We start from the raw sequence: 19,220 nt of genomic DNA, 5'->3' as shown, positions 1-19,220 counted from the left end.
ACCTCAGACCAACATCACGGCACTGCCGTCGGCGACCAACAGGGCTTCGGTGAGGGGGATGTTGACGTTGTCGGTGATCCCCGTCAGCGCGTTGAATCCCACATGAATCGTCTGGCCAGCCGCCAGGGTCTGTCCCCAGTCAAGGCCTGAGATTTCGTAGCGGTATCCGCCACCGTCCAAGGCTTGAGTGTCCACGCTCACACCCCAGGCTTCGCCACTGAAGCGATGGTCACTGTTGAACTGCACCCCCCAATTCTCCACGGTTTGATCGCTGGTGTTGGTCACGACCAGGGATGCGGTCAGTCCTCCCCACCACAGTTGACCTCCCACTTGCACATCCACCCCAGTGACTGGGTCTGGATTGGTTGTGGATTCAGGATTGCTGTCCTCCCAGGGCTCGTCCTCGCTGACCTCGCTGTCGCTGTCCTCGATTGGTGGGGGGCTGTCAGGTTCAGGTTGGGTTGGTGGTGTAGGTGCGCCGGTGCCCAGATCATCGAGGTTGCTTTCGAGCGGGGCTCCCAGGGCAACCATGCTCTGGAAGTAATTGATCACCGTGTTGTCGCTCACTTCCAGTGCCGGCCACTGCGGCCAATCGAAGGTGTCGTTCATGAATGGCTGGTTTTGATCCCAGCCGAGAACGGTCAGGTGATTGATGTCATGGGCGATGGCACCGCTTTCGATCGGGAGGAAGCCGTGGGTGCGGCCATGCATCCATCCGCCGTAGTGGGGCTCCATCTTGAGCGTGTTGATGAAGGCTTCCTGCAGGCCTTGGCTGATCAGAAAATCGGCGAAACCGTCGTGGCTGACCTCCCGCACCATGGTCATCACCGCCTCGCTGCTGCCGAGGCGTGCGGTGCGTTGCAGATCGGCAAGCAGCTGGGGTTGATAGGTGCTGTCTGCGATCCAGCCGACCTTGGCGCCCTGCATGGCGTACCAGAGTCCGACGCCGAGTAAATCGTTCCCCCAGGCCTGCGAATTGTTCGTGAGTCCTTCGGCAAAGGCCCATCGGCCGACATCCTCTAGAGCGACCGCCTCGAGACCCGCAAAGGCGCGCAGGCCGTTGTACGCCACGAGCGCTTCCGTGGTGATGGGTGTCCGGCCGCCGACCAATTCGTTGTGTTCGGAGTTGTGATTCGAGCCGTGAAAGCTTCCCCAGTCAGTGATGTCGATAAAACCGGAGTCGGCGGTGCCGTCGTGTGGATGGCCGGCCGACGCGTGCTCGTGGTGGACGTTGTCCATGTCACAGAAATCCAGTCAGCCTTCAGTTCAACCGAGGCTTATGACTCACGCGTGACTCCCTGTGGTGGGTGATGTGACCGAGGGTGACTGTCAGGCTTCGGGCAAACGCGGACAGGCTTCGACCAGGGTCTGGGTGATGGGTGCCTGCGGCTGATGTAGCAAACGGTCTCCCGGTCCTTCCTCCACCACATGCCCCTGATCCAGCACCAGCAGTCGGTGACAGAAACCGCTGGCGACGGAAAGGTCATGGGTCACGAAGATCATGGCCAACCCGAGCTCCTGTTGCAGTTGGCGCAATAGTGCCAACACTTCGGTCTGGATTTCGGCGTCCAGCATGCTCACGCTCTCATCGCAGATCAGCACCTTCGGTCCCAGGGCAAGGGCTCGAGCAATTGCCACGCGCTGCTGCTGCCCTCCTGACAGCTGCCGTGGCAATCGGTTTTGGAACCGCTCTGCTGGCGTTAGCCCCACGCGATCCAGCAGATCCCGAGCCTGACGGCGTGCTTCGGCTGGCGAGGCCAGCCCATGAATCAGCAGCGGATCAACAATCGCTTCTGCCACGGTCATCGCAGGGTTGAGGCAGGCCAGTGGGTCTTGAAACACCATCTGGATGGTTCGTCGTGCCTGCCGTGCTGCGGTTCCTTGGAGGCGCAGCAGCGGTTGCCCCAGCAGGTTGACCTGACCGCCACGGATGGGTGTCAGCCCCATGAGCGCTCGGCAGAGGGTGCTCTTGCCGCAACCGGAGCCCCCTACAACACCAAGGGTTTCGCCCGCCTGAAGCTGAAAGCTGATGCCGTCGACGGCTCTGAGCCAGTTGGGCCTCCAGGGCAGACCCCCCAGGTTGTGCCAGCAGCGCAGTTCCTGCACATCCAGCACCATGTCGGCTTCAGGGGCCGAGGGTGTGTTGCTGCCTTCTCGTGCGCGTGCGGCCGAGAGCAGACGTTGGCCAACCCTGGAGCAGGGGTAGGTGAGAACCACATCGCTGCGGTTGATCTCGGCGACTTTGCCGCCGTCCATCACCGCCATCCGTTCACACCAGCGGTTCGCCATGGCCAGGTCATGACTGATCAGTAGCAGCGCACTGCCCAGGTCATCGCAGAGGTCACGCAGCACGGCCATCACCTGGCCGGCCACGGCCACATCGAGACTCGTGGTGGGTTCATCCGCAATCACCAGCGGAGGGCGCAGGGCAATGGCCAGCGCAATGGCCAGACGTTGGCGCATGCCACCACTGAACTCATGGGGATAAGCGCGGAAGCGGCCGGCGCCGATGCCCACCTGTTCCAGCAGTGTTTGCGCACGATGGCGACGTTCCGATGGATCCATGTCCGGCCGGTGCGCCTGCAGGGTGTCCAAGAGGTGGTCCCCCACCGTCATCAGCGGATTGAGTCGTGTCATCGGGTCCTGGAACACCAGGCCAACGGACTCGCCTCGCAGGGATCGAAGCGCCGGCAGTGCGAGTTTGCGTGGATCGCGTCCCATCAGGCTTAGGCCTCCTGAACAGTGGCTGCCAGAAGGCAGCAGCTGAAGGGCAGCACGGGCGATGGTGCTCTTGCCGCAGCCTGAGGGTCCGACCAGTGCCAAGCGTTCTCCAGCCTGCAGGCGCAGGTCGAGGCCATCCAGCGTCCAGCTCTGGCTGCCCGGGTAACGCAGGCGGACGTGGTTCATCTCCAGCACGACGTCTGGTGCGGGACTCATCGCAGGAGAAGCACAGGGGCTCACGGCTACATACCATGGATTCACTTGCCTGGCTGGATGCTGAACGCCACCTCCGCGACGGCTGCATCGCAGATTCCGGAGGGATCCGCCCCCCCCGCCTGCGGTCTAGTGGCGTTGAGGGACCGTCCGATCCGGTCCGCAGATGATTACGGCATTGAGCTGCCTCCCTGGTTGCGGGAGTGCATCGACCATGTTCCCCCTGGAATTGGTCATAGTTGCCCCACGGATGCAGAGTCGCTGTTGGCGGCGGCTTTTGATTTCGCGTTCCAGCTGCATGAGGGGCAGTTCCGCGCCAGCGGTGATCCCTACATCGTCCACCCGGTGGCGGTGGCCGACTTGCTGCGCGATATCGGAGCCAGCGCCAGTGTGATTGCAGCGGGCTTCCTTCACGATGTGGTGGAGGACACCGATGTCACGCCGGAGCAGCTGGAGAGCCACTTCGGCCCTGAGGTGCGTGAGCTCGTGGAGGGGGTGACCAAGCTCGGTGGAATTCACTTCACCACCCGTACGGAGGCCCAGGCGGAGAACTTGCGCAAGATGTTCCTGGCGATGGCCAGTGACATCCGCGTGGTGTTGGTCAAACTCGCCGATCGGCTGCACAACATGCGAACGCTGGGAGCGCTGCAGGAGGAAAAACGTCAGCGCATCGCGCGCGAAACCCGTGAGATCTATGCCCCCCTTGCCAACCGTCTCGGCATCGGTCGTTTCAAGTGGGAACTCGAAGATCTTTCTTTCAAACTGCTCGAGCCGGAGGCGTTCCGCGAGATTCAGCAAGAGGTGGCGACCAAACGCAGTGAGCGGGAGCAGCGCCTGGGCGTCACCGTGCAGCTGCTCAGTGATCGCCTCTCAGCCGTCGGTTTGGAGAACTGCGAGGTCAGTGGCCGGCCGAAGCACCTGTACGGCATCTGGACCAAAATGGAGCGTCAGCAGAAGGCGTTCCACGAGATCTACGACGTGGCCGCTCTGCGCATCCTGACGCCAAGCGTCGAGGCCTGTTATCGGGCTCTTGCGGTGGTGCATGACACCTTCCGTCCCATCCCTGGGCGTTTCAAGGACTACATCGGTCTGCCGAAGCCCAATGGATATCAGTCATTACACACAGCCGTGATTGGCCGTCATCGCCCGATCGAAGTGCAGATCCGCACGCTCGATATGCACCGCGTGGCGGAATTCGGCATTGCAGCCCACTGGAAATACAAAGAAGGCGGTTCACCGGCTGCGGGGGGAGACACCGAGCGGTTCAACTGGCTCCGCCAGCTGGTGGATTGGCAACAGGAAGGTGGTGCTGACGATCACAACGACTACCTGGCCTCCATCAAGGAAGACCTCTTCGACGAGGAGGTGTTTGTATTCACCCCCAAAGGGGAAGTGGTTGGTCTGCGAAAGGGGTCAACGGCAGTGGACTTTGCCTACCGGATTCACTCAGAAGTGGGCAATCACTGCCATGGCGTGCGAATTAACGATCGCCTGTCGCCCCTTTCAACCCCCCTGCAGAACGGCGACTTCGTCAACATCCTCACCAGCAAAACGGCACATCCCAGCCTCGATTGGCTCAACTTTGTGGGCACCCCCACGGCGCGCAATCGCATTCGTCAGTGGTACAAGCGCAGCCATCGGGATGAAACGATTCAGCGGGGCAAGGATCTGCTGGAGCGGGAGCTAGGACGCAGTGGGTTCGATTCTCTGCTGAACAGTGAGGCGATGACGCGTGTCGCTGAACGTTGCAACCTGCAGTGCACGGAGGACCTGCTTGCAGCGCTCGGTTTCGGTGCCGTGACGCTCCATCAAGTGCTCAACCGTTTGCGCGAGGAGATTCGTCTGCAAACGGCTGCTGATCAGGAGCCGTTATCCAACGAAGATGTAGCCCGTCAACTGGTTGAGCAGGCCGAGACTGGCACTCCCCGATCCAGCGCCGAACAGGAAGAACCGATCCTCGGTGTGGAAGGCCTTGACTACCGCCTTGGCGGCTGTTGCAGCCCTTTGCCGGGCGAGGCAATCGTCGGCACCGTCGCTCTGGGCAACCACGGCATCACCGTGCACCGCCAGGATTGCTCCAACGTGGAGGTGATTCCGACCGAACGGCGATTACCTGTGCGCTGGAATCCCGATGTCGCCTCTCAAGGGCAGCGCTTTCCAGCACAGCTCCGCATCGAAGTGATCGACAGGGTGGGAATTCTCAAAGACATCTTGATGCGGTTGTCTGATGGCCGCATCAACGTCAGTGATGCTCGGGTGAAGACCAGTTATGGCCGGCCGGCTCGCATTGATCTCCGCCTCGAGCTCGCCAGTGCCGATCAACTGCAGCGCACGATGCATCAGATCCGTTCGATGGCTGATGTGATTGAGATCGCGCGCAACTGTGGCAACTGATCGCCACAGCGTTGTCGATCAAGAGCTGCGTCGTTGTTGACGCAGCCATCGCAGGCTCAGCCACCAGCCCAGAGCTGCGCAGATGGCCCCAGTGATGCTGGATCCCAGCAGCAATCGGCTGAGCACGCTCCATCCCGTTGCACCGAAGCCCTCCTGGCGCAGGCTGTCCAGGCCCGTCCATTGACTACCAGGGCCTAGGACTAGGGCTCCGATTCGGTAGTTGAACCAATACAGCGGCACATAAGTGAACGGATTGCTAATCCAGGTGCCGGCTGCAGCCAGGAGGTGATTGCCGCGCACCACGCTGGCCAGTGTGATGCCAGCAAGGGTTTGCAGACCAAAGATCGGAAAGCAGCCACAGAAGATTCCGGCCGCAAGCCCCCGGGCTCTCTGGCCTGGTGTGCCTTCCTGCTCCCAAAGCCACTGCAGCCCTTGTTGCAAGCGCTTCTGCGTTCGACGCAGCATCCGGCCCCAAGGAGTGCTCAGTGGTCTTGGCCTCGAGAAATGGGATGTGATCGTAGGAAGGAGGGAGACGGGGTCGCTGCGCCGCTGCAATGCAGGAGATCAATGGGGAGCACCTGACGATTGCCGCCGTGGCAACGGCTGTGGCGCCTGGTCAGGGCGGCATTGCGGTCATTCGTCTGTCGGGTCCTCAGGCCCAGGATGCGGTTCGCGCGGTGACCTGCATTCCTGGGGATCAGCCCTGGGCGAGCCATCGGGTGCTGTACGGCCATGTGCTCGCCAAGGGCGGGGTTGAGCGGATCGATGAGGTGCTGGTGGTGTTGATGCTGGCGCCGCGCAGCTTCACCGGTGAAGACGTGGTGGAGATCCACTGCCATGGCGGTGTGATGGCCGTTCAGCGCGTGCTGGAACGGGTGTTGGCCCAGCCCGGTGTTCGTCGCGCTCAGCCCGGAGAGTTCAGCCAGAGGGCGGTGCTGAATGGCCGCCTCGATCTCACCCGCGCCGAGGCCATCAGCGATCTGGTGGCCGCGCGCAGTCAGCGCGCCGCTCAGCTGGCGATGGCGGGTGTGGATGGTGGTGTGCAGCAACGGATCGAAATGCTGCGCCAACGGCTGCTCGACCAGCTCAGTGAACTGGAGGCCAGGGTGGATTTCGAGGAAGACCTCCCGCCTCTCGATGGTGAGGCGTTGTTGGAGGAGCTACTGGATGTGCGCCGCGCGTTACTGCAGCTCGTGGAAGACGGACAACGCAGTGCCGCTTTGCGCCAGGGGTTGCGGGTCGCACTGGTTGGTCGCCCCAATGTGGGCAAGAGTTCCTTGCTCAATCGCCTCAGTCGGCGTGAACGGGCGATCGTGACGGATCTCCCCGGCACGACTCGCGATTTGCTGGAAAGCGAGATCGTGTTGGAGGGCGTGCCGATCACGTTGCTCGACACCGCTGGTATCCGTGCCACGCAGGATGCGGTGGAGCAGATCGGCATTGCTCGCAGCCACGATGCCTTGGTCAGCGCCGATCTGGTGGTGCTGCTCTTCGATCTGAGTGATGGATGGACGGCTGACGATGAAAGCTTGCGCCAGTTGATTCCTGAAGGGGTCCCCTGGTTGCGGGTTGGTAACAAGGCTGATCTAGTGGAGGGGACGGGTGCTGCTGCCGCAGCGACCGCGGACGAACTGGAGGCCGATGTGCGCTTCAGTGCTGCCACCGGTGTTGGCGAGGCAGAGCTGGTGCAGGGCCTGTTGGAACGCTGCGGTGCCCTCACGGATGGCGCGTTGCTGTTGGCGCTCAATCAGCGCCAGGGTGATCTGGCGGCCGCGGCTGCCGACGCATTGCAGCGCAGTCAGCAGGTGGCGGCCGATGGTTTGCCCTGGGATTTCTGGACGATTGACCTGCGCCAGGCGATCCAGAGCCTTGGTGAAATCACGGGCGAGGAGCTCACTGAATCGGTGCTCGATCGGATCTTTTCCCGCTTTTGCATCGGCAAGTAGGGCTGACAGGGCCACTTGCACCGCTCAGCATGGAATGCCACTGAGCAGCGCCAGGCCATCGCGAACGTTGGATTGGCAGTGCTGCGGGCGATCGCACATGAGGAGTCGCGATCACTGGATTCGCCCCGATGTGGCGTTGAAGTTGGTGCCTCTGATGTCGCTTTCGATGATGTCTCCCTCGAAGTTGGTCAGGCAGGTGTGTGAACGCTTCAACGTGGGCCCTCGCGGCTTGGAGCACCAATGACCGCAATGAGCTGGGCCAAGCTGCTGATGGGTCCATCACGCTGAATTCAGAATGAGCGACGCATCGCTGCCCTTGACGCCAGCTCTTCAGCACCAACTGCGTGACTGGCTGCAAGAAGATCTCGGTCGCGGTGATCTCAGTGCTCCTGCCCTGCCCCCCGGTCGCTGCCGGGCGCACTGGATCAGCAAGGCGTCAGGGGTGTTTTGTGGCGGGTCGTTGCTGGATTTTCTGTTTCGTGTGCTCGATCCTGCCGCCAGCGTGCAGCTGTTGGTCGCCGATGGTGAGCAGGTGAGCCCTGGGCAACGCCTGTTGAACCTGGAGGCGGAGGCCGCGGCATTGGTGGCTGCAGAGCGCACGGCTCTGAATCTGGTGATGCGTCTATCTGGAATCGCCTCGGCAACGGCCCGGCTGGTGGCTGACCTGGAGGGGAGTGGGGTCCAACTGGCCGACACCCGGAAGACCACCCCAGGCTTGCGGGTGCTGGAGAAGTACGCCGTGCGCTGTGGCGGTGGGGTGAATCACCGTCTGGGGCTTGACGATGCGGCGATGCTCAAGGAAAACCACCTCGCTTGGTCCGGGGGTGTGGAGGCGGCGATCAAGGCGGTGCGTGCTGCATCCCCCTGGCCGGCTCAGGTGATTGTTGAGGCGGAAACAGAGGCGGATGCGATCGCGGCGGTGGCCGCAGGCGCCAATGGTGTGTTGCTCGATGAGTTCCGTCCAGAGGCGCTGAGCGACCTGGTTCCCCGCTTGCGTCAGCTCGCAATGCAGCGGTCTCAGGGGGGTGCGGTGGTACTCGAGGCCTCGGGCGTTCAGCCTTCTGAGTTGCAGGCTTATGCGGCCACCGGTATCGATCTGATTTCCACCAGTGCTCCTGTCACGCGAAGCGCTTGGCTTGATCTGAGCATGCGCTTCAGTTGAGGTCAGGCCCACCTCCCACGGGCTCAATGCGGGAGATGGGCATATTGGTGACCTGTCGACCCCGTCCAAGAGCGACCCATTGATGTTGCATTCTCTGCTGGGACTCGTAGGTGATGAATGTGTTCTCTGGGAGATCGATCTGTTACTCCATGACTCTGATAAGTGCCTGAGGTCAGCTTCATTTTGAGCCTTGTGTGTGCCTAATGATGCGCCTGCAGTGCATGCCTTGTGATTTGTTTGGCGACAAATTGAACGGGTTTTGGTGCCTCGTGTAATCTGTTGCTTGGAGATGAAGTGTCGGATTAAATTTTTATCTCTTGTTATGGAATTGGTGTTTTGCGATGAACTCAGCACATGGGATGACTGGTTTGATGGATTGAAGAGTCTTTCTTCGCTGAAATTGTCTGATCTGGGAGAGCTAGGAACGTCTTCGTCAGCATGTTTCGCTGGTTTTGATTTGGCTGAACATTCAGCCGAGTAACCATAAAAAGCCCCTCCATTATGGGAGGGGCGGTTTCTTCTTGAATGAAGAATGGGGCTCGATTCAGGTTCGGCCTAGCTGATCTTTGCAGTATCCATCGATTCAAATGCTTTGCTTACACTCTTAAAGTTGAACCCCATTCCGCGCAGGGCATGCCAGAGATGGCCTTGGAGAAAGAAGAAAGCCAGGTAAAAGTGAGTGTTTGCCAGCCAGGCTCTCGATGAATAGCTGCTATCACTCAGGGCGACGGTATCGCTAAAATAGGGTGAAAATGCGAAGTTCAATTTCAAGGCTTCGCCATACAGCTCTGTGGGATAGATCGTGGTGTTCTGAGCGCACCAGATGCTGGTCACGAAGCCCATCAGTGCCACCCCTGCCAGTGAGTAGGAGAGGATGGATTCTCCGTTGTAAATGAGTACTTTTTTGAACGGGCCAAAGGGGCTGCTGATGATGTGCCAGACACCGCCAATGGTCAAGATGAACGCCAGTACGGCGTGTCCGCCCATCACGTCTTCAAGGCTGCTGATGTTCAGGAAGCTGGTCTGATAGCCCCAGACCATGCCGAAATCAATATTGGGTTCAACGGTGCGCACCGCGCCGATGGCTGTGTCATAGATCCCGTGGTGCTTTGCCCACTCCACAAAGGCGATCACGCCGAGGCCTAGAAAAATCAAATGGTGGCCAAGGATGAATGTCAGCTTCTTGGGGTCATTCCATTGGAAATCAAAATTCTTGGCTCGACCTTCGGCTTCGGAAAGGTCTTTGGGCGCTCGAAGTGTGTGCCAGATCCCGGCTGCTCCCAGCACGGCGGATGAGACCAGATGGAATGCGGCGATTGCGATGTAGGGCTCTGTGTTTGTGATCACGCCGCCATCGCTTACCCCGAGGCCGAGGCCGGCAAGGTGGGGAAGCACAATTAAGCCCTGCTCACCCATGGGGATGGAGCTGTTGTATCGGGCTAATTCAAAAAGGGTGAATGCACCGGCCCAGAACATGATTAAACCGGCGTGGGCAGCATGTGCTGCGATGAATGAGCCTGAGCGTTTTGCAACGCCTGCATTGCCGGCCCACCAGTCATAGCTGACTGATGGATTGCCATAAGACTGCATTGTCAAAAAAGAATCGACGTGGAAACCGTACGAATGGCGCTGTCGATTCTTTTTCGGGCGTTTACACAGCTTTTTGCGGATCTGTCTTATTTGACACGTGCATGTTGCTTTTGATGGGTGCTCTCAATCTGCTTCCTGCCGGGTTTGGAATGTTCGTGATGAGGGTGACATATTTATATCGTGGCCGAAACTTTTGTCTTGTTGGATCAAGCGATAAGTTCCGCATTGGCTACGAGGAGCTTGCGGGCTTTTGGGCGGTGCCTTTTGAGTTCGCGCCATCGCGAGCTTGCTCAGGAGTTCTCGTTGGATTTTTTGCTTGCTTCTGCTGGTTTTCCGAAGGTTTGTCTTGGCTGTTTTGGGCTGCAGACTTTGTTGCCGGCTCGCTTTTCGCCGTGGTTGTCTTGCTGCTGTTGGATGCTGGTTTCTTCGGTTTGAGCTTTGAGGTGTCGAGCCGTTTTTCACCCCACGTTTTATAGGCAAGGAACACGAGCCCTGCGGTTGTTGGAATGGAGGAGATGCCTCCAATGGCAATTTCAAAGTTTGTGAGGGCCATAATGCGTCGAGTTTTGAGCATCATTCAGTTCGATTGGTCTCTCCTTGGAAAATTTGATACGACGTCGACACGCAGCTGCTACGGCTCTTCTTGCTTTTGGTGAGCTCGTTGTTCAAATCGGCCTTTTCTTTGATAATTGATTTATCGCAGGCTTCTAATGTCCTCGTCGTCTTGAAATTCGAGGTAAAGAGCTCTTGCCTCTAATGCCAAGTTTTGATGGGTTAGCAAGCTAACTCGCTCTTTCCACCAACGATCAAGGCGTGGGTTGGGTTGGTTGAACGAACTGTTTCTGGTCATGACGTGCTGGTCTGCGCTGTGGCTCCTGTGGTCTGCTTGTCTTTGGACAGTGCGGCGCCAGCTAGGCCAATGGGGCCGAACAACAACCCCGCGATCAGCCATATCCAGCCTTGTTGGCGTTTAGATCGAGCAATGAAGTAACTCACCAACCCACACGGGATCCACACAGAGATCACGGTGATCAAAATATTTCCCGTCATGGTCCGTGTTGGTGATCACCTGAATCATCTGGTTGATTCCTTCCTCCCTGTGTTGCTTTCGATCGCAAAGGTGGTGAGCAACGATTCACTGAGCAAGGTCAGTCTTTCTCTTGCAGCCGGTTCCGCGTCGCTCAGCGACTGTTGCATCGCCTTCCGGCTGGGTTGAAGGCTTTTCGTCAGTGCTGAGTGGTGGTCCCGTGCCGGGGGATGATCAGGCGGATTGCATTTCTCGCTGCTGTCCATGCTGCGCATCGCCGACGCCCTCGAAACCCAGTTGCGCGATGCCTTGCAACGGGCGTTTCCCGAGGCTTGGGCTGAGGCGGTGGAGGCTGGTTTGGATCCCCAGTTGGCGCCAGCGAGCAAGCCGGAATTCGGCGATTTCCAGGCCAATGGTGCACTGCCCCTGGCCAAGCCGTTGAAGCAGGCCCCGCGTCAGATCGCCACGGCCATCGTGGAGCAACTGCAAGCGGATGCGGCCTTCACCGATCTGTGCTTGGAGCCCCAGATCGCCGGGCCTGGTTTCATCAACCTCACGATCCGTCCGGAGCGGCTGGCGGCGGAGGTGTTGGCACGGCTGGGGGACGAGCGGCTCGGCGTGCCGGCGGTCAGCAACGCGGCGCCGGTGGTGGTGGACTTCTCCAGTCCCAACATCGCCAAGGAGATGCATGTGGGGCATTTGCGCTCCACGATCATTGGCGACTCCCTGGCGCGGGTGCTGGAGTTCCGCGGTCATCCGGTCCTGCGGCTGAACCATGTGGGCGACTGGGGCACCCAGTTCGGGATGCTGATCACCCATCTCAAGCAGGTCGCTCCCAAAGCGCTCGACACCGCGGATGCCATCGACCTTGGTGATCTGGTGGCTTTCTATCGCGAAGCGAAGAAGCGCTTCGATGATGACGAGTCGTTCCAGACCACATCCCGCGAAGAGGTGGTGAAGCTGCAGGGCGGTGATCCGCTGTCGTTGAAGGCCTGGGGTCTGCTCTGCGACCAATCGCGGCGTGAGTTCCAGAAGATCTACGACCGGCTCGACATCCGTCTCAGTGAACGCGGCGAGTCGTTCTACAACCCCTTCCTGCCGGCGGTGGTCGATGGGCTGAAGCAGACGGGTCTGCTGGTCACCGACGACGGAGCAGAGTGCGTTTTCCTGGAGGGGGTCAGCGGCAAGGACGGCAAACCCCTGCCGGTGATCGTGCAAAAGAGCGATGGCGGCTTCAATTACGCCACCACCGATCTGGCTGCGATTCGCTACCGGTTCGCCGAGGCCCCTGATGGCGATGCGGCCCGTCGGGTGATTTACGTGACCGATTCCGGCCAGGCCAATCATTTTGCGGGGGTGTTCCAGGTGGCCGCACGGGCCGGCTGGATTCCTGACGGTGCTCGCCTGGAGCACGTGCCCTTTGGGTTGGTGCAAGGAGAAGACGGCAAAAAGCTCAAGACCCGGGCCGGCGACACGGTGCGTCTGCGGGATTTGCTCGATGAGGCCGTGGAACGTGCGAAGGCGGATCTGCGCTCGCGCCTCAAGGAGGAGGAACGCAGTGAGCCGGAGGCGTTCATCAACCACGTGGCCGGCACCGTGGGTCTGGCGGCGGTGAAATACGCCGACCTCAGCCAGAACCGAATCACGAATTACCAGTTCTCCTTCGATCGCATGCTGGCCCTGCAGGGCAACACGGCCCCTTATCTGCTGTATGCGGTGGTGCGCATTGCCGGGATCGCTCGCAAGGGTGGTGATCTGGATGTGGCGGCCGACCAGCTGCAATTCAGCGAACCCCAGGAGTGGGCCCTGGTGCGGGAGCTGCTCAAGTTCGATGCCGTGATCGCGGAGGTGGAGGAGGAGTTGTTGCCCAACCGGCTCTGCAGCTATCTGTTCGAGCTCAGCCAGGTGTTCAACCGCTTCTACGACCAGGTGCCGGTGCTCAAGGCCGACGCGGATGCGCTGCCTTCACGCCTGGCCTTGTGCCGTCTGACCGCCGACACCCTCAAGGCCGGTCTTGGTCTGCTCGGCATCGCCACCCTGGAGCGGATGTAATGGATCAATGGCTGAATAGCCTCCGAACCCGGTACTGGCCGACAGCCCTTGCTGTTCTGCTGGTGGTGATGCTCTTTGTCTTAGAGCCGGCAATCGTCGATTTTTTTCAGAAAGGCCATTTCAACTGGGTGTCGCTTCACTCCTTGGCCATCGCTCGTCACAGCAGCCTTGCCAACGGAGGCGTCGGTTATTCCTGTGAGTGGCTTCATCCAGATGGAGCTACCCACCTTGAATATTTCAATCGCTATCCGATCGTCTTCGCGGTTGTGAGTCGTTGGCTGCTTTCACCCTGGGCCGGTGATGGGGTGGCCTGGCTTTATGCCGCTCGGCAATGGATGAATGTGATTTTCGTCGCCACAGCCCTGGCGCTCTGGTGGTGGCTTCGCGCGCTGCGTTTCTCTCGGCTGGTGGCGATGGCCTCCGTGTTGTTCACGCTCTCAGCGCCGGTGGTGCTGCAGTACCGCAACATGTTCCACTTCGATCAGCCTGCGTTGCTGGCCTACACGCTGTTGCTGCTTGTTGTCGTACGCAAGCTTCTCCCAGCGCAGCCTGACCTGCGCTGGTACTGGTGGGCTTTGTGCCTGGCTGCCTTGAGTGGTCGTTCCTCGGTGGTGCTGATCTTTTCCTTGGTCTTGCCGTTGCAACGAGGTCTGGATGGTCCTCGCGGGCGCTTGTGGCTGGGTGTGCCGATCGCTTTCGGTACCGTAGGGCTGGCCACCAGCTACAACATCGCCTGGGAAGCCCACCTCAATGCCGTCGCCTGGACCAACACCTCGGTGGTGCAGTCAGCCATGCGCAGACTTGGCCTCAGTGGAGATGGTTTTAGTGAGCGGAATCTGGAGCGCACCCGTTGGTTGGGGGGGGCGCTGCCCAAACTGATCGACTACATCACGGAGTTCATGCTGCCGCTGCTGCTGGTCGCGGCGGTGTTTGTGCTGACGCGCCTCATCATCCGGCGAAGACGTTCCTCCTCAGCGGTTGGCTCGATCACCGCTGCTGTGCCGGATCAGGCTCTGAAATACCGGCGCCAGATGCTCTGGAGTACCGGTGGGACTGCCGCCCTCTGGGTGGTGGTGATGAAAAATCTGTTTGTGTTCCATGTGTACGCCGGAATGGTTCTGCTGCCGTTCCTGTTGCTCTGCATGGCGCAGACTCTCGAACGCCTCATCCCAGAGGTCTCGGCAGCTCTTACGCTCAGCGAGCAACGCGTGACCCATTGCACTGTGTTGATGGCCGGATCGGCATTGGCGATGGTGTTGCTCCTGGGTCCTTCGGCGCAGTTCAGACCCGTGACCGCCAGACGGCTGCTGCTGGAGTCTTTTTTTTCCGATCTTGCTGGTTATCGCAGGGGTGCCGAGGACCGTGTGCCGGTGCAGCGCGACGATCAGTGGTTCCCGCGATCCCCCTACGCCCAATGCGCGTTGCTGGATGCTCCACTCCTCAACGGCGAGCCTTCCCCAAATACCTTGCTCAGTCGCCCTCCTGTGTTCCCATCTCGACCTGATTGATCAGGCCATGCATTGTCCTCGGATCCTATTGATCGGCACCGGTGGCACCATCGCTGGGACTGCGCCTGCGTCCACTCAGTTGAACCACTACTTAGCGGGTGCCATTGGTGCAGGGGAGTTGTTGCAGACCGTTCCCCAGCTGCAGCAGCTCGCTGAGATTGAGGTGGAGCAGATCGCCAATGTCGACAGCGCCGACCTGCTGTTTGCGCACTGGCATGCCTTGGTGGGGCGCATTCGCGCTGCCTTCGCGACGGACCCGGAGCTAGCCGGGGTGGTGATCACCCATGGCACTAACACCCTGGAGGAAACCGCCTGGTTGCTGCAGTTGTTGATCGACGATCCCCGGCCGGTGGTGCTGGTGGGAGCGATGCGGCCGGCCACGGCCCTCAGTGCCGATGGGCCATTGAATCTGTTCCAGGCTGTGCAGGTCGCAGTCAGCCCGGAGGCACGCGGCCACGGCGTGCTGGTGGTGATGGATGGCCAGATCCATGGCGCCCGCGCTGTCACCAAGGTGGCCACCCAGGGGGTGGGGGCCTTTGCCAGTCCTGGTAGCGGATTCTTGGGATGGGTGGACGACGTTGGCGTTCATCTGCCGACGGCGAGCGGATCTCGGCAGGTGCGCTTCGCTGGACTCGCGCTACCGGAACAATGGCCCCAGGTGCCGATCCTCTATGGCTGTGTGGAGCCCGATCCGCTCCTGCTCAGCGCCTGTCTGAACGCCGGTGTTGTCGGATTGGTTTTCACGGGAACAGGCGCTGGACAACTGTCGGCTGGCGAATGCCGTGTGTTGGAGGCGTGGGCTGGCCCACGACCCTTGATGCTGCGGGCCAACCGCTGCGGGTCTGGACCGGTGCACCACCATCCCGAGGATGAACGGCTTGGGCTGTTGCCGGCAGGCAGCCTCAATCCCCAGAAAGCGCGGGTGTTGTTGTTGTTGGCGTCGATTGCAGGATTCGATCGCGCAGAGCTGGGAGCATGGATCTCTCAACTCGACCACGTGAGCTGATGTCTGCAGTGTCTCCTGGCACTTATCAGGCTTTCGGCATGCTGCTGTCGTCATCGTTGGCATTGCCGGAGTTGATGCCAGCCGATGCAGTTCCCCTCACCGGTAGTGAACCGTTGGTGCAGCTGGTGGAAGCTGATCACCAGCAGTGGCCAGAACTGCAGGCCAGCCCCCACAGCACGCCAACGTTGCAGTTGGCGCCGCAGCAATGGCGTCTGGAACTGGAAGGCATTGGCTGGTTCCGTGCCATTGGTGGTGAGCGTTTGGAATGGCAGCGCTGGGACGACAGCGTCAGCGACCGCGATATCCGCACGTTTGCAGTCACCAGTGGGCTCGGGGCGTTGGCGATCCAGCGTGGTGCACTGGTATTGCATGGCACAGCGCTGGAGCGCGATGGTGAGGCCATCCTTCTGTTGGGCCATCCAGCGGCTGGAAAGTCCACCCTGGCCTGGTGTTTGCTGCAAGACGGTTGGCGCCTGCTCAGCAGTGAGCTCGTTGCCCTGAGCCCTGATGGGTTGGTTCAGCCAGGGATGCATCAACTCAAGCTTTGGCATGACGCCGCTATGGCTTTGGATCTGAATTGGGCGCAGTTGCCACCAGTACGGAAGGGATTGAAGCGCTATGCACTACTCGCGCACGATTTGGATTGCATGAGCCAGCCAACACCATTGCGGCTGATTTATGCGTTGAATCGCGCCAAAGAGGAATCAGGTAAGGAAGATGACCCTGAAGAGGGCGTTGAAGTGGAAAAAGTATCTATCAGGGCTTCACCTAATGTCTCACAAACAAATGCCTTAATGCGCCTGCGTAACCAGGCCTTTCAGGCCAGGATGTATCGAGGTATGGATGCAGAAGCGCAACTGTTTATGCAGGCAGCTGCACTGGCTCGAACGGTTCCGTTGCATGCCTTAGTGGTTCCCAATGGAATCAAGGTAATGGCCGAAAGCCTCAAAGAGCTGGACCTGATGCAGCCCGAATCGATGCAACAGCGCAGAGAGAATACAGCTGAGGATGCCATTAATGACTGATGACCACAGCTATTGGTATCTGGCCTCATATCCCAAATCAGGCAACACCTGGTGCCGGGTTTTTATTACTGAATTGATGAGATTAGCGGGAGATAATCCTGGGGAAGAACTCAACCTCAACCAAGATATTGAAACGGGTGCGATTGCCTCATCCAGGCTTTGGTTGGACGACCAATTGGGGGTGAACAGTTGTGATCTGAGTTTTAGTGAGCTTGATCCCTTGCGCGGTCGTGCTGGTGCCAGTGCATGGCTTTTTGCAGAAGGCGAGCGTTTTCACAAAGTGCATGATGCATTCCAGTCGCCTGATTCCCGTGGTCGTCCGGTGGTGAGCACTGCTGGTTGCTCCGGTGTTGTTTATATCCTCCGCCACCCAGAAGATGTGGCCGCATCACTCAGTCATTTCTTTTCATGGCCATTGGAGCGTTGTGTGGATCACTTACTTGATCCCAATGCAGCACTGGTGCCAGGGGAATGTTTTGGCGGGCATCAGGTGCGGCAACACATGGGCCGCTGGGATCAGCATGTGCGCTCCTGGGCTGATCAAACTCAACTGCCAGTCTTGATCATGCGCTATGAAGACATGTTGGCAAACGGATTGGAGACCTTTACAAAATTAGTCAGCTTCTTGGGGCTTCCTGGTGAGGCTGAGCTCATTCAACAGGCTTTAGACAACACCTCCATCGATCGACTTAAAAAGCTGGAGGAGGATGTGGATGGATTTGTAGAAAAACCTGCCGGTTGTGAGCGGTTCTTTCGCTCAGGGCGCACAGGTGAGGGTGCAGAACAACTGACGATTGAGCAGCGACAACGACTCGCTAAGGGATTGTCTGAGGTGATGAAACGCTTTCAGTATGATGGCCCGGAACTTGACTGAATCGCACATCGAATTCGTGTTTGGTCAGGTGAATGACCAGCTCAAGGGCGAATTGAAGGTTTTCTGGAAGCAGCATGGAAAGGCATATCAAGAGGAACTCAGGTCTTTCAGAAGTGCATCAAGTAATGGCCATGGCGTAGTCGAGCAAATGGATCTGCTTAAAAAGCCCATATTGCGTCAGCCGGCCGCAATTTCACGTGATCAATTAGGCGCGATTAATGGCATAGTATTTGTTGTATTAAGAGAGCTAGAGGCTTCACTAGAACTAGGAAGCCATGCTTATTTTCAACGCATGTACATAGACCAAGAGTCCAGGCATTTCGCTTTGACGAACAAGCTTTTTAGGGTGTTCCTTCAAGGGTTTGATCGTGCAGTAGAGCAGCGTGATCATCGAGCCAAAGTCTTGCTCGCTGAAAATATTAATCCTGGCCTGCAGATAGCATCGATGAGGCGTTATTTTTCTCGTCTCGGCTTTCAGATGCTCGGCGGCAACCGGCTCGGGGGTGAGGTGTGGAGCAAAAAACTTGAGACGCGCTTTTGTTTCTAATGATCTAACGGTTGATTGTAGAAACGACTTTCTTCTCCAAGGCAGCTTCCAGCCAAGCTTCCACAGAGGCCTGGCACTCGTCTGGATCAACATCGTATTCCTCTTGTAGATGAGAGCAGATTTCAGCCAGTGATGGCTGAGTCTTGAGTGCATTCCAAATGGCCGAGCCTGTTTCGTTGAGAACTAGATAGTCGCAGGTGTCGCTTTGAAATAAAGCGACTTCGCCATCGAGTTCGGTGCAGACAGCTTGATAGTGCTGCTTGAAGCGACTGGCTCTGCTTAACATCTAGAATTTTAAACGCATCAATAGTGTCTTGTTAATAATGGCATAGAACCTTGGTAAGGATATGGCACGTCAACCACGTTCTTTGCCATCAGGCTATTCCTTTCACATCACGCTGCGGTGTAACAGCCGTCAGTTTTTGATTGCCAAGGGATTGAGGCGAGATGTGCTGCTGGCGGTGCTTGCTAAGGCACAAGCCAAGGTGCCGCATCGGTTGTATGCGGTGTGTTTTATGGCCAATCACCTTCATTTGCTTCTGCGTCCGGATGATGCAAGTGAATTGCCAAAGCTGATGCATTGGTTTGGCTGGTTTTCAGCGATGGCACTCAACCGCCTGAGTGGACGTTGCGGGCACTTCTGGGAGGCACGGTATTACGCCACTGCCATCGCACCGAAAGACCACAGACGAGTGCTGAATACCTTGCGCTACATCCACGCCAACCCGAAAGCGGCTGGAGTGCGACAGGGGTTTTATGACCCCTATTCCAACGACGGGCACTACGGCAGGTTGGAGGGTGATGGCATCAGCGAATGGCACCCCAGCTTTCTGCAACTGGCATCAAGCCTGAAGGGATGCTCCAGGCGATATGAGCGGTTTTGCCAGAAGTATCGCCATCATGCCAAGGGAGGAGCTAAGTGCCATTGGGGCTCAAGGATGCTGAAGCGATTGGTTCAGAGCAATAGGAGCAGCAGAAGTAAGAGAAATCGAATATCACCAGGACAGCAGCAACTCCCATTAGCATTGGATGTTCGGCTCAACCAAATCCCTGAAGAGTGGCATCAAGTGGCAGTGAGATTTAGAAGAGCCAATGGCATCCGTGATGGCGATAGGGAGCGGAGTATCTGGCAATTATTTTGAGGAAATATGAGTA

General features: G+C 58.7%; 18 protein-coding genes. 11 read left to right on the top strand and 7 right to left on the bottom strand.

What is annotated here, in order from left to right; all coding sequences use genetic code 11:
- Nucleotides 1-3: 3 nt before the first annotated feature.
- Together SynA1560_RS12425 and SynA1560_RS12420 are read right to left on the bottom strand one after the other, a co-directional pair.
- Nucleotides 4-1,239, bottom strand: a complete 1,236-nt coding sequence (locus SynA1560_RS12425) for a cellulose binding domain-containing protein (RefSeq protein ID WP_186469547.1) — start codon at nucleotides 1,237-1,239, stop codon at nucleotides 4-6.
- Between the two features lie 90 nt (nucleotides 1,240-1,329).
- Nucleotides 1,330-2,937 (bottom strand): ABC transporter ATP-binding protein, encoded by a 1,608-nt coding sequence (locus SynA1560_RS12420; protein ID WP_186500691.1) that lies wholly within the window; start codon nucleotides 2,935-2,937, stop codon nucleotides 1,330-1,332.
- Between the two features lie 57 nt (nucleotides 2,938-2,994).
- On the opposite strand from SynA1560_RS12420, the gene SynA1560_RS12415 reads away from it, so the two are divergent.
- The gene (locus SynA1560_RS12415; RefSeq protein WP_186469545.1) at nucleotides 2,995-5,328 is read left to right on the top strand and encodes a bifunctional (p)ppGpp synthetase/guanosine-3',5'-bis(diphosphate) 3'-pyrophosphohydrolase; all 2,334 of its coding nucleotides are present in this window, start codon (nucleotides 2,995-2,997) and stop codon (nucleotides 5,326-5,328) included.
- Between the two features lie 18 nt (nucleotides 5,329-5,346).
- Here SynA1560_RS12415 and SynA1560_RS12410 read toward each other — a convergent pair whose 3' ends face one another.
- Complete coding sequence (locus SynA1560_RS12410; protein WP_186469544.1) at nucleotides 5,347-5,793, bottom strand: DUF2062 domain-containing protein; 447 nt, start codon at nucleotides 5,791-5,793, stop codon at nucleotides 5,347-5,349.
- A gap of 89 nt (nucleotides 5,794-5,882) precedes the next feature.
- On the opposite strand from SynA1560_RS12410, the gene mnmE reads away from it, so the two are divergent.
- From mnmE to nadC, 3 genes are all read left to right on the top strand, one after another.
- The gene (gene mnmE, locus SynA1560_RS12405) at nucleotides 5,883-7,274 is read left to right on the top strand and encodes a tRNA uridine-5-carboxymethylaminomethyl(34) synthesis GTPase MnmE (protein ID WP_186500689.1); all 1,392 of its coding nucleotides are present in this window, start codon (nucleotides 5,883-5,885) and stop codon (nucleotides 7,272-7,274) included.
- Nucleotides 7,275-7,371: 97 nt separating this feature from the next.
- Nucleotides 7,372-7,518: a hypothetical protein gene (locus SynA1560_RS12400; protein ID WP_186500687.1), complete on the top strand. Its 147-nt coding sequence runs from the start codon at nucleotides 7,372-7,374 to the stop codon at nucleotides 7,516-7,518.
- Between the two features lie 51 nt (nucleotides 7,519-7,569).
- Nucleotides 7,570-8,436 carry a carboxylating nicotinate-nucleotide diphosphorylase gene (gene nadC / locus SynA1560_RS12395; RefSeq protein WP_186500685.1) on the top strand — a complete coding sequence of 289 codons (867 nt, stop codon included), beginning with the start codon at nucleotides 7,570-7,572 and terminating at the stop codon, nucleotides 8,434-8,436.
- A gap of 555 nt (nucleotides 8,437-8,991) precedes the next feature.
- On the opposite strand, the gene SynA1560_RS12390 is transcribed toward nadC, so the two are convergent.
- The 3 genes from SynA1560_RS12390 to SynA1560_RS12380 all read right to left on the bottom strand — a co-directional run bounded on the left by SynA1560_RS12390 (nucleotide 8,992) and on the right by SynA1560_RS12380 (nucleotide 11,076).
- Entirely contained in the window at nucleotides 8,992-10,026 is a 1,035-nt protein-coding gene (locus SynA1560_RS12390) for a chlorophyll a/b binding light-harvesting protein (protein ID WP_186500683.1), read from the bottom strand.
- 229 nt (nucleotides 10,027-10,255) lie between these two features.
- On the bottom strand, nucleotides 10,256-10,579 hold the full coding sequence (locus SynA1560_RS12385) for a hypothetical protein (protein ID WP_186500676.1): 324 nt from the start codon (nucleotides 10,577-10,579) through the stop codon (nucleotides 10,256-10,258).
- A gap of 293 nt (nucleotides 10,580-10,872) precedes the next feature.
- Nucleotides 10,873-11,076, bottom strand: coding sequence for a hypothetical protein (locus tag SynA1560_RS12380; protein ID WP_186469538.1), 204 nt, complete (start codon nucleotides 11,074-11,076; stop codon nucleotides 10,873-10,875).
- Between the two features lie 241 nt (nucleotides 11,077-11,317).
- On the opposite strand from SynA1560_RS12380, the gene argS reads away from it, so the two are divergent.
- Genes argS through SynA1560_RS12350 form a run of 6 tightly spaced genes read left to right on the top strand, consistent with a single transcriptional unit; the run spans nucleotide 11,318 to nucleotide 18,065 of the window.
- Nucleotides 11,318-13,105, top strand: coding sequence for an arginine--tRNA ligase (argS, locus tag SynA1560_RS12375; RefSeq protein ID WP_186500674.1), 1,788 nt, complete (start codon nucleotides 11,318-11,320; stop codon nucleotides 13,103-13,105).
- Nucleotides 13,105-14,613: a hypothetical protein gene (locus SynA1560_RS12370; protein ID WP_186500673.1), complete on the top strand. Its 1,509-nt coding sequence runs from the start codon at nucleotides 13,105-13,107 to the stop codon at nucleotides 14,611-14,613. The genes argS and SynA1560_RS12370 overlap by 1 nt, the downstream gene beginning before the upstream one ends.
- Nucleotides 14,614-14,620: 7 nt before the next feature.
- Nucleotides 14,621-15,619, top strand: a complete 999-nt coding sequence (locus tag SynA1560_RS12365) for an asparaginase (RefSeq protein WP_186500671.1) — start codon at nucleotides 14,621-14,623, stop codon at nucleotides 15,617-15,619.
- On the top strand, nucleotides 15,619-16,644 hold the full coding sequence (locus tag SynA1560_RS12360) for a hypothetical protein (protein ID WP_186500669.1): 1,026 nt from the start codon (nucleotides 15,619-15,621) through the stop codon (nucleotides 16,642-16,644). Before SynA1560_RS12365 ends, SynA1560_RS12360 begins: the two co-directional genes overlap by 1 nt.
- Nucleotides 16,628-17,518 (top strand): sulfotransferase domain-containing protein, encoded by an 891-nt coding sequence (locus SynA1560_RS12355; protein ID WP_255476969.1) that lies wholly within the window; start codon nucleotides 16,628-16,630, stop codon nucleotides 17,516-17,518. The genes SynA1560_RS12360 and SynA1560_RS12355 overlap by 17 nt, the downstream gene beginning before the upstream one ends.
- Nucleotides 17,511-18,065 carry a hypothetical protein gene (locus SynA1560_RS12350; protein ID WP_255476968.1) on the top strand — a complete coding sequence of 185 codons (555 nt, stop codon included), beginning with the start codon at nucleotides 17,511-17,513 and terminating at the stop codon, nucleotides 18,063-18,065. The genes SynA1560_RS12355 and SynA1560_RS12350 overlap by 8 nt, the downstream gene beginning before the upstream one ends.
- A gap of 4 nt (nucleotides 18,066-18,069) precedes the next feature.
- On the opposite strand, the gene SynA1560_RS12345 is transcribed toward SynA1560_RS12350, so the two are convergent.
- A complete protein-coding gene (locus SynA1560_RS12345) occupies nucleotides 18,070-18,351 on the bottom strand; it encodes an HPr-rel-A system PqqD family peptide chaperone (RefSeq protein WP_186500666.1) in 282 nt (93 codons plus the stop codon).
- A gap of 61 nt (nucleotides 18,352-18,412) precedes the next feature.
- On the opposite strand from SynA1560_RS12345, the gene SynA1560_RS12340 reads away from it, so the two are divergent.
- Nucleotides 18,413-19,207, top strand: a complete 795-nt coding sequence (locus SynA1560_RS12340) for a transposase (protein WP_186500664.1) — start codon at nucleotides 18,413-18,415, stop codon at nucleotides 19,205-19,207.
- Nucleotides 19,208-19,220: the final 13 nt, after the last annotated feature.

Source organism: Synechococcus sp. A15-60 (assembly GCF_014280095.1).
Lineage (GTDB): Bacteria > Cyanobacteriota > Cyanobacteriia > PCC-6307 > Cyanobiaceae > Synechococcus_C.
This window is presented reverse-complemented; position numbering and strand designations above follow the sequence as displayed.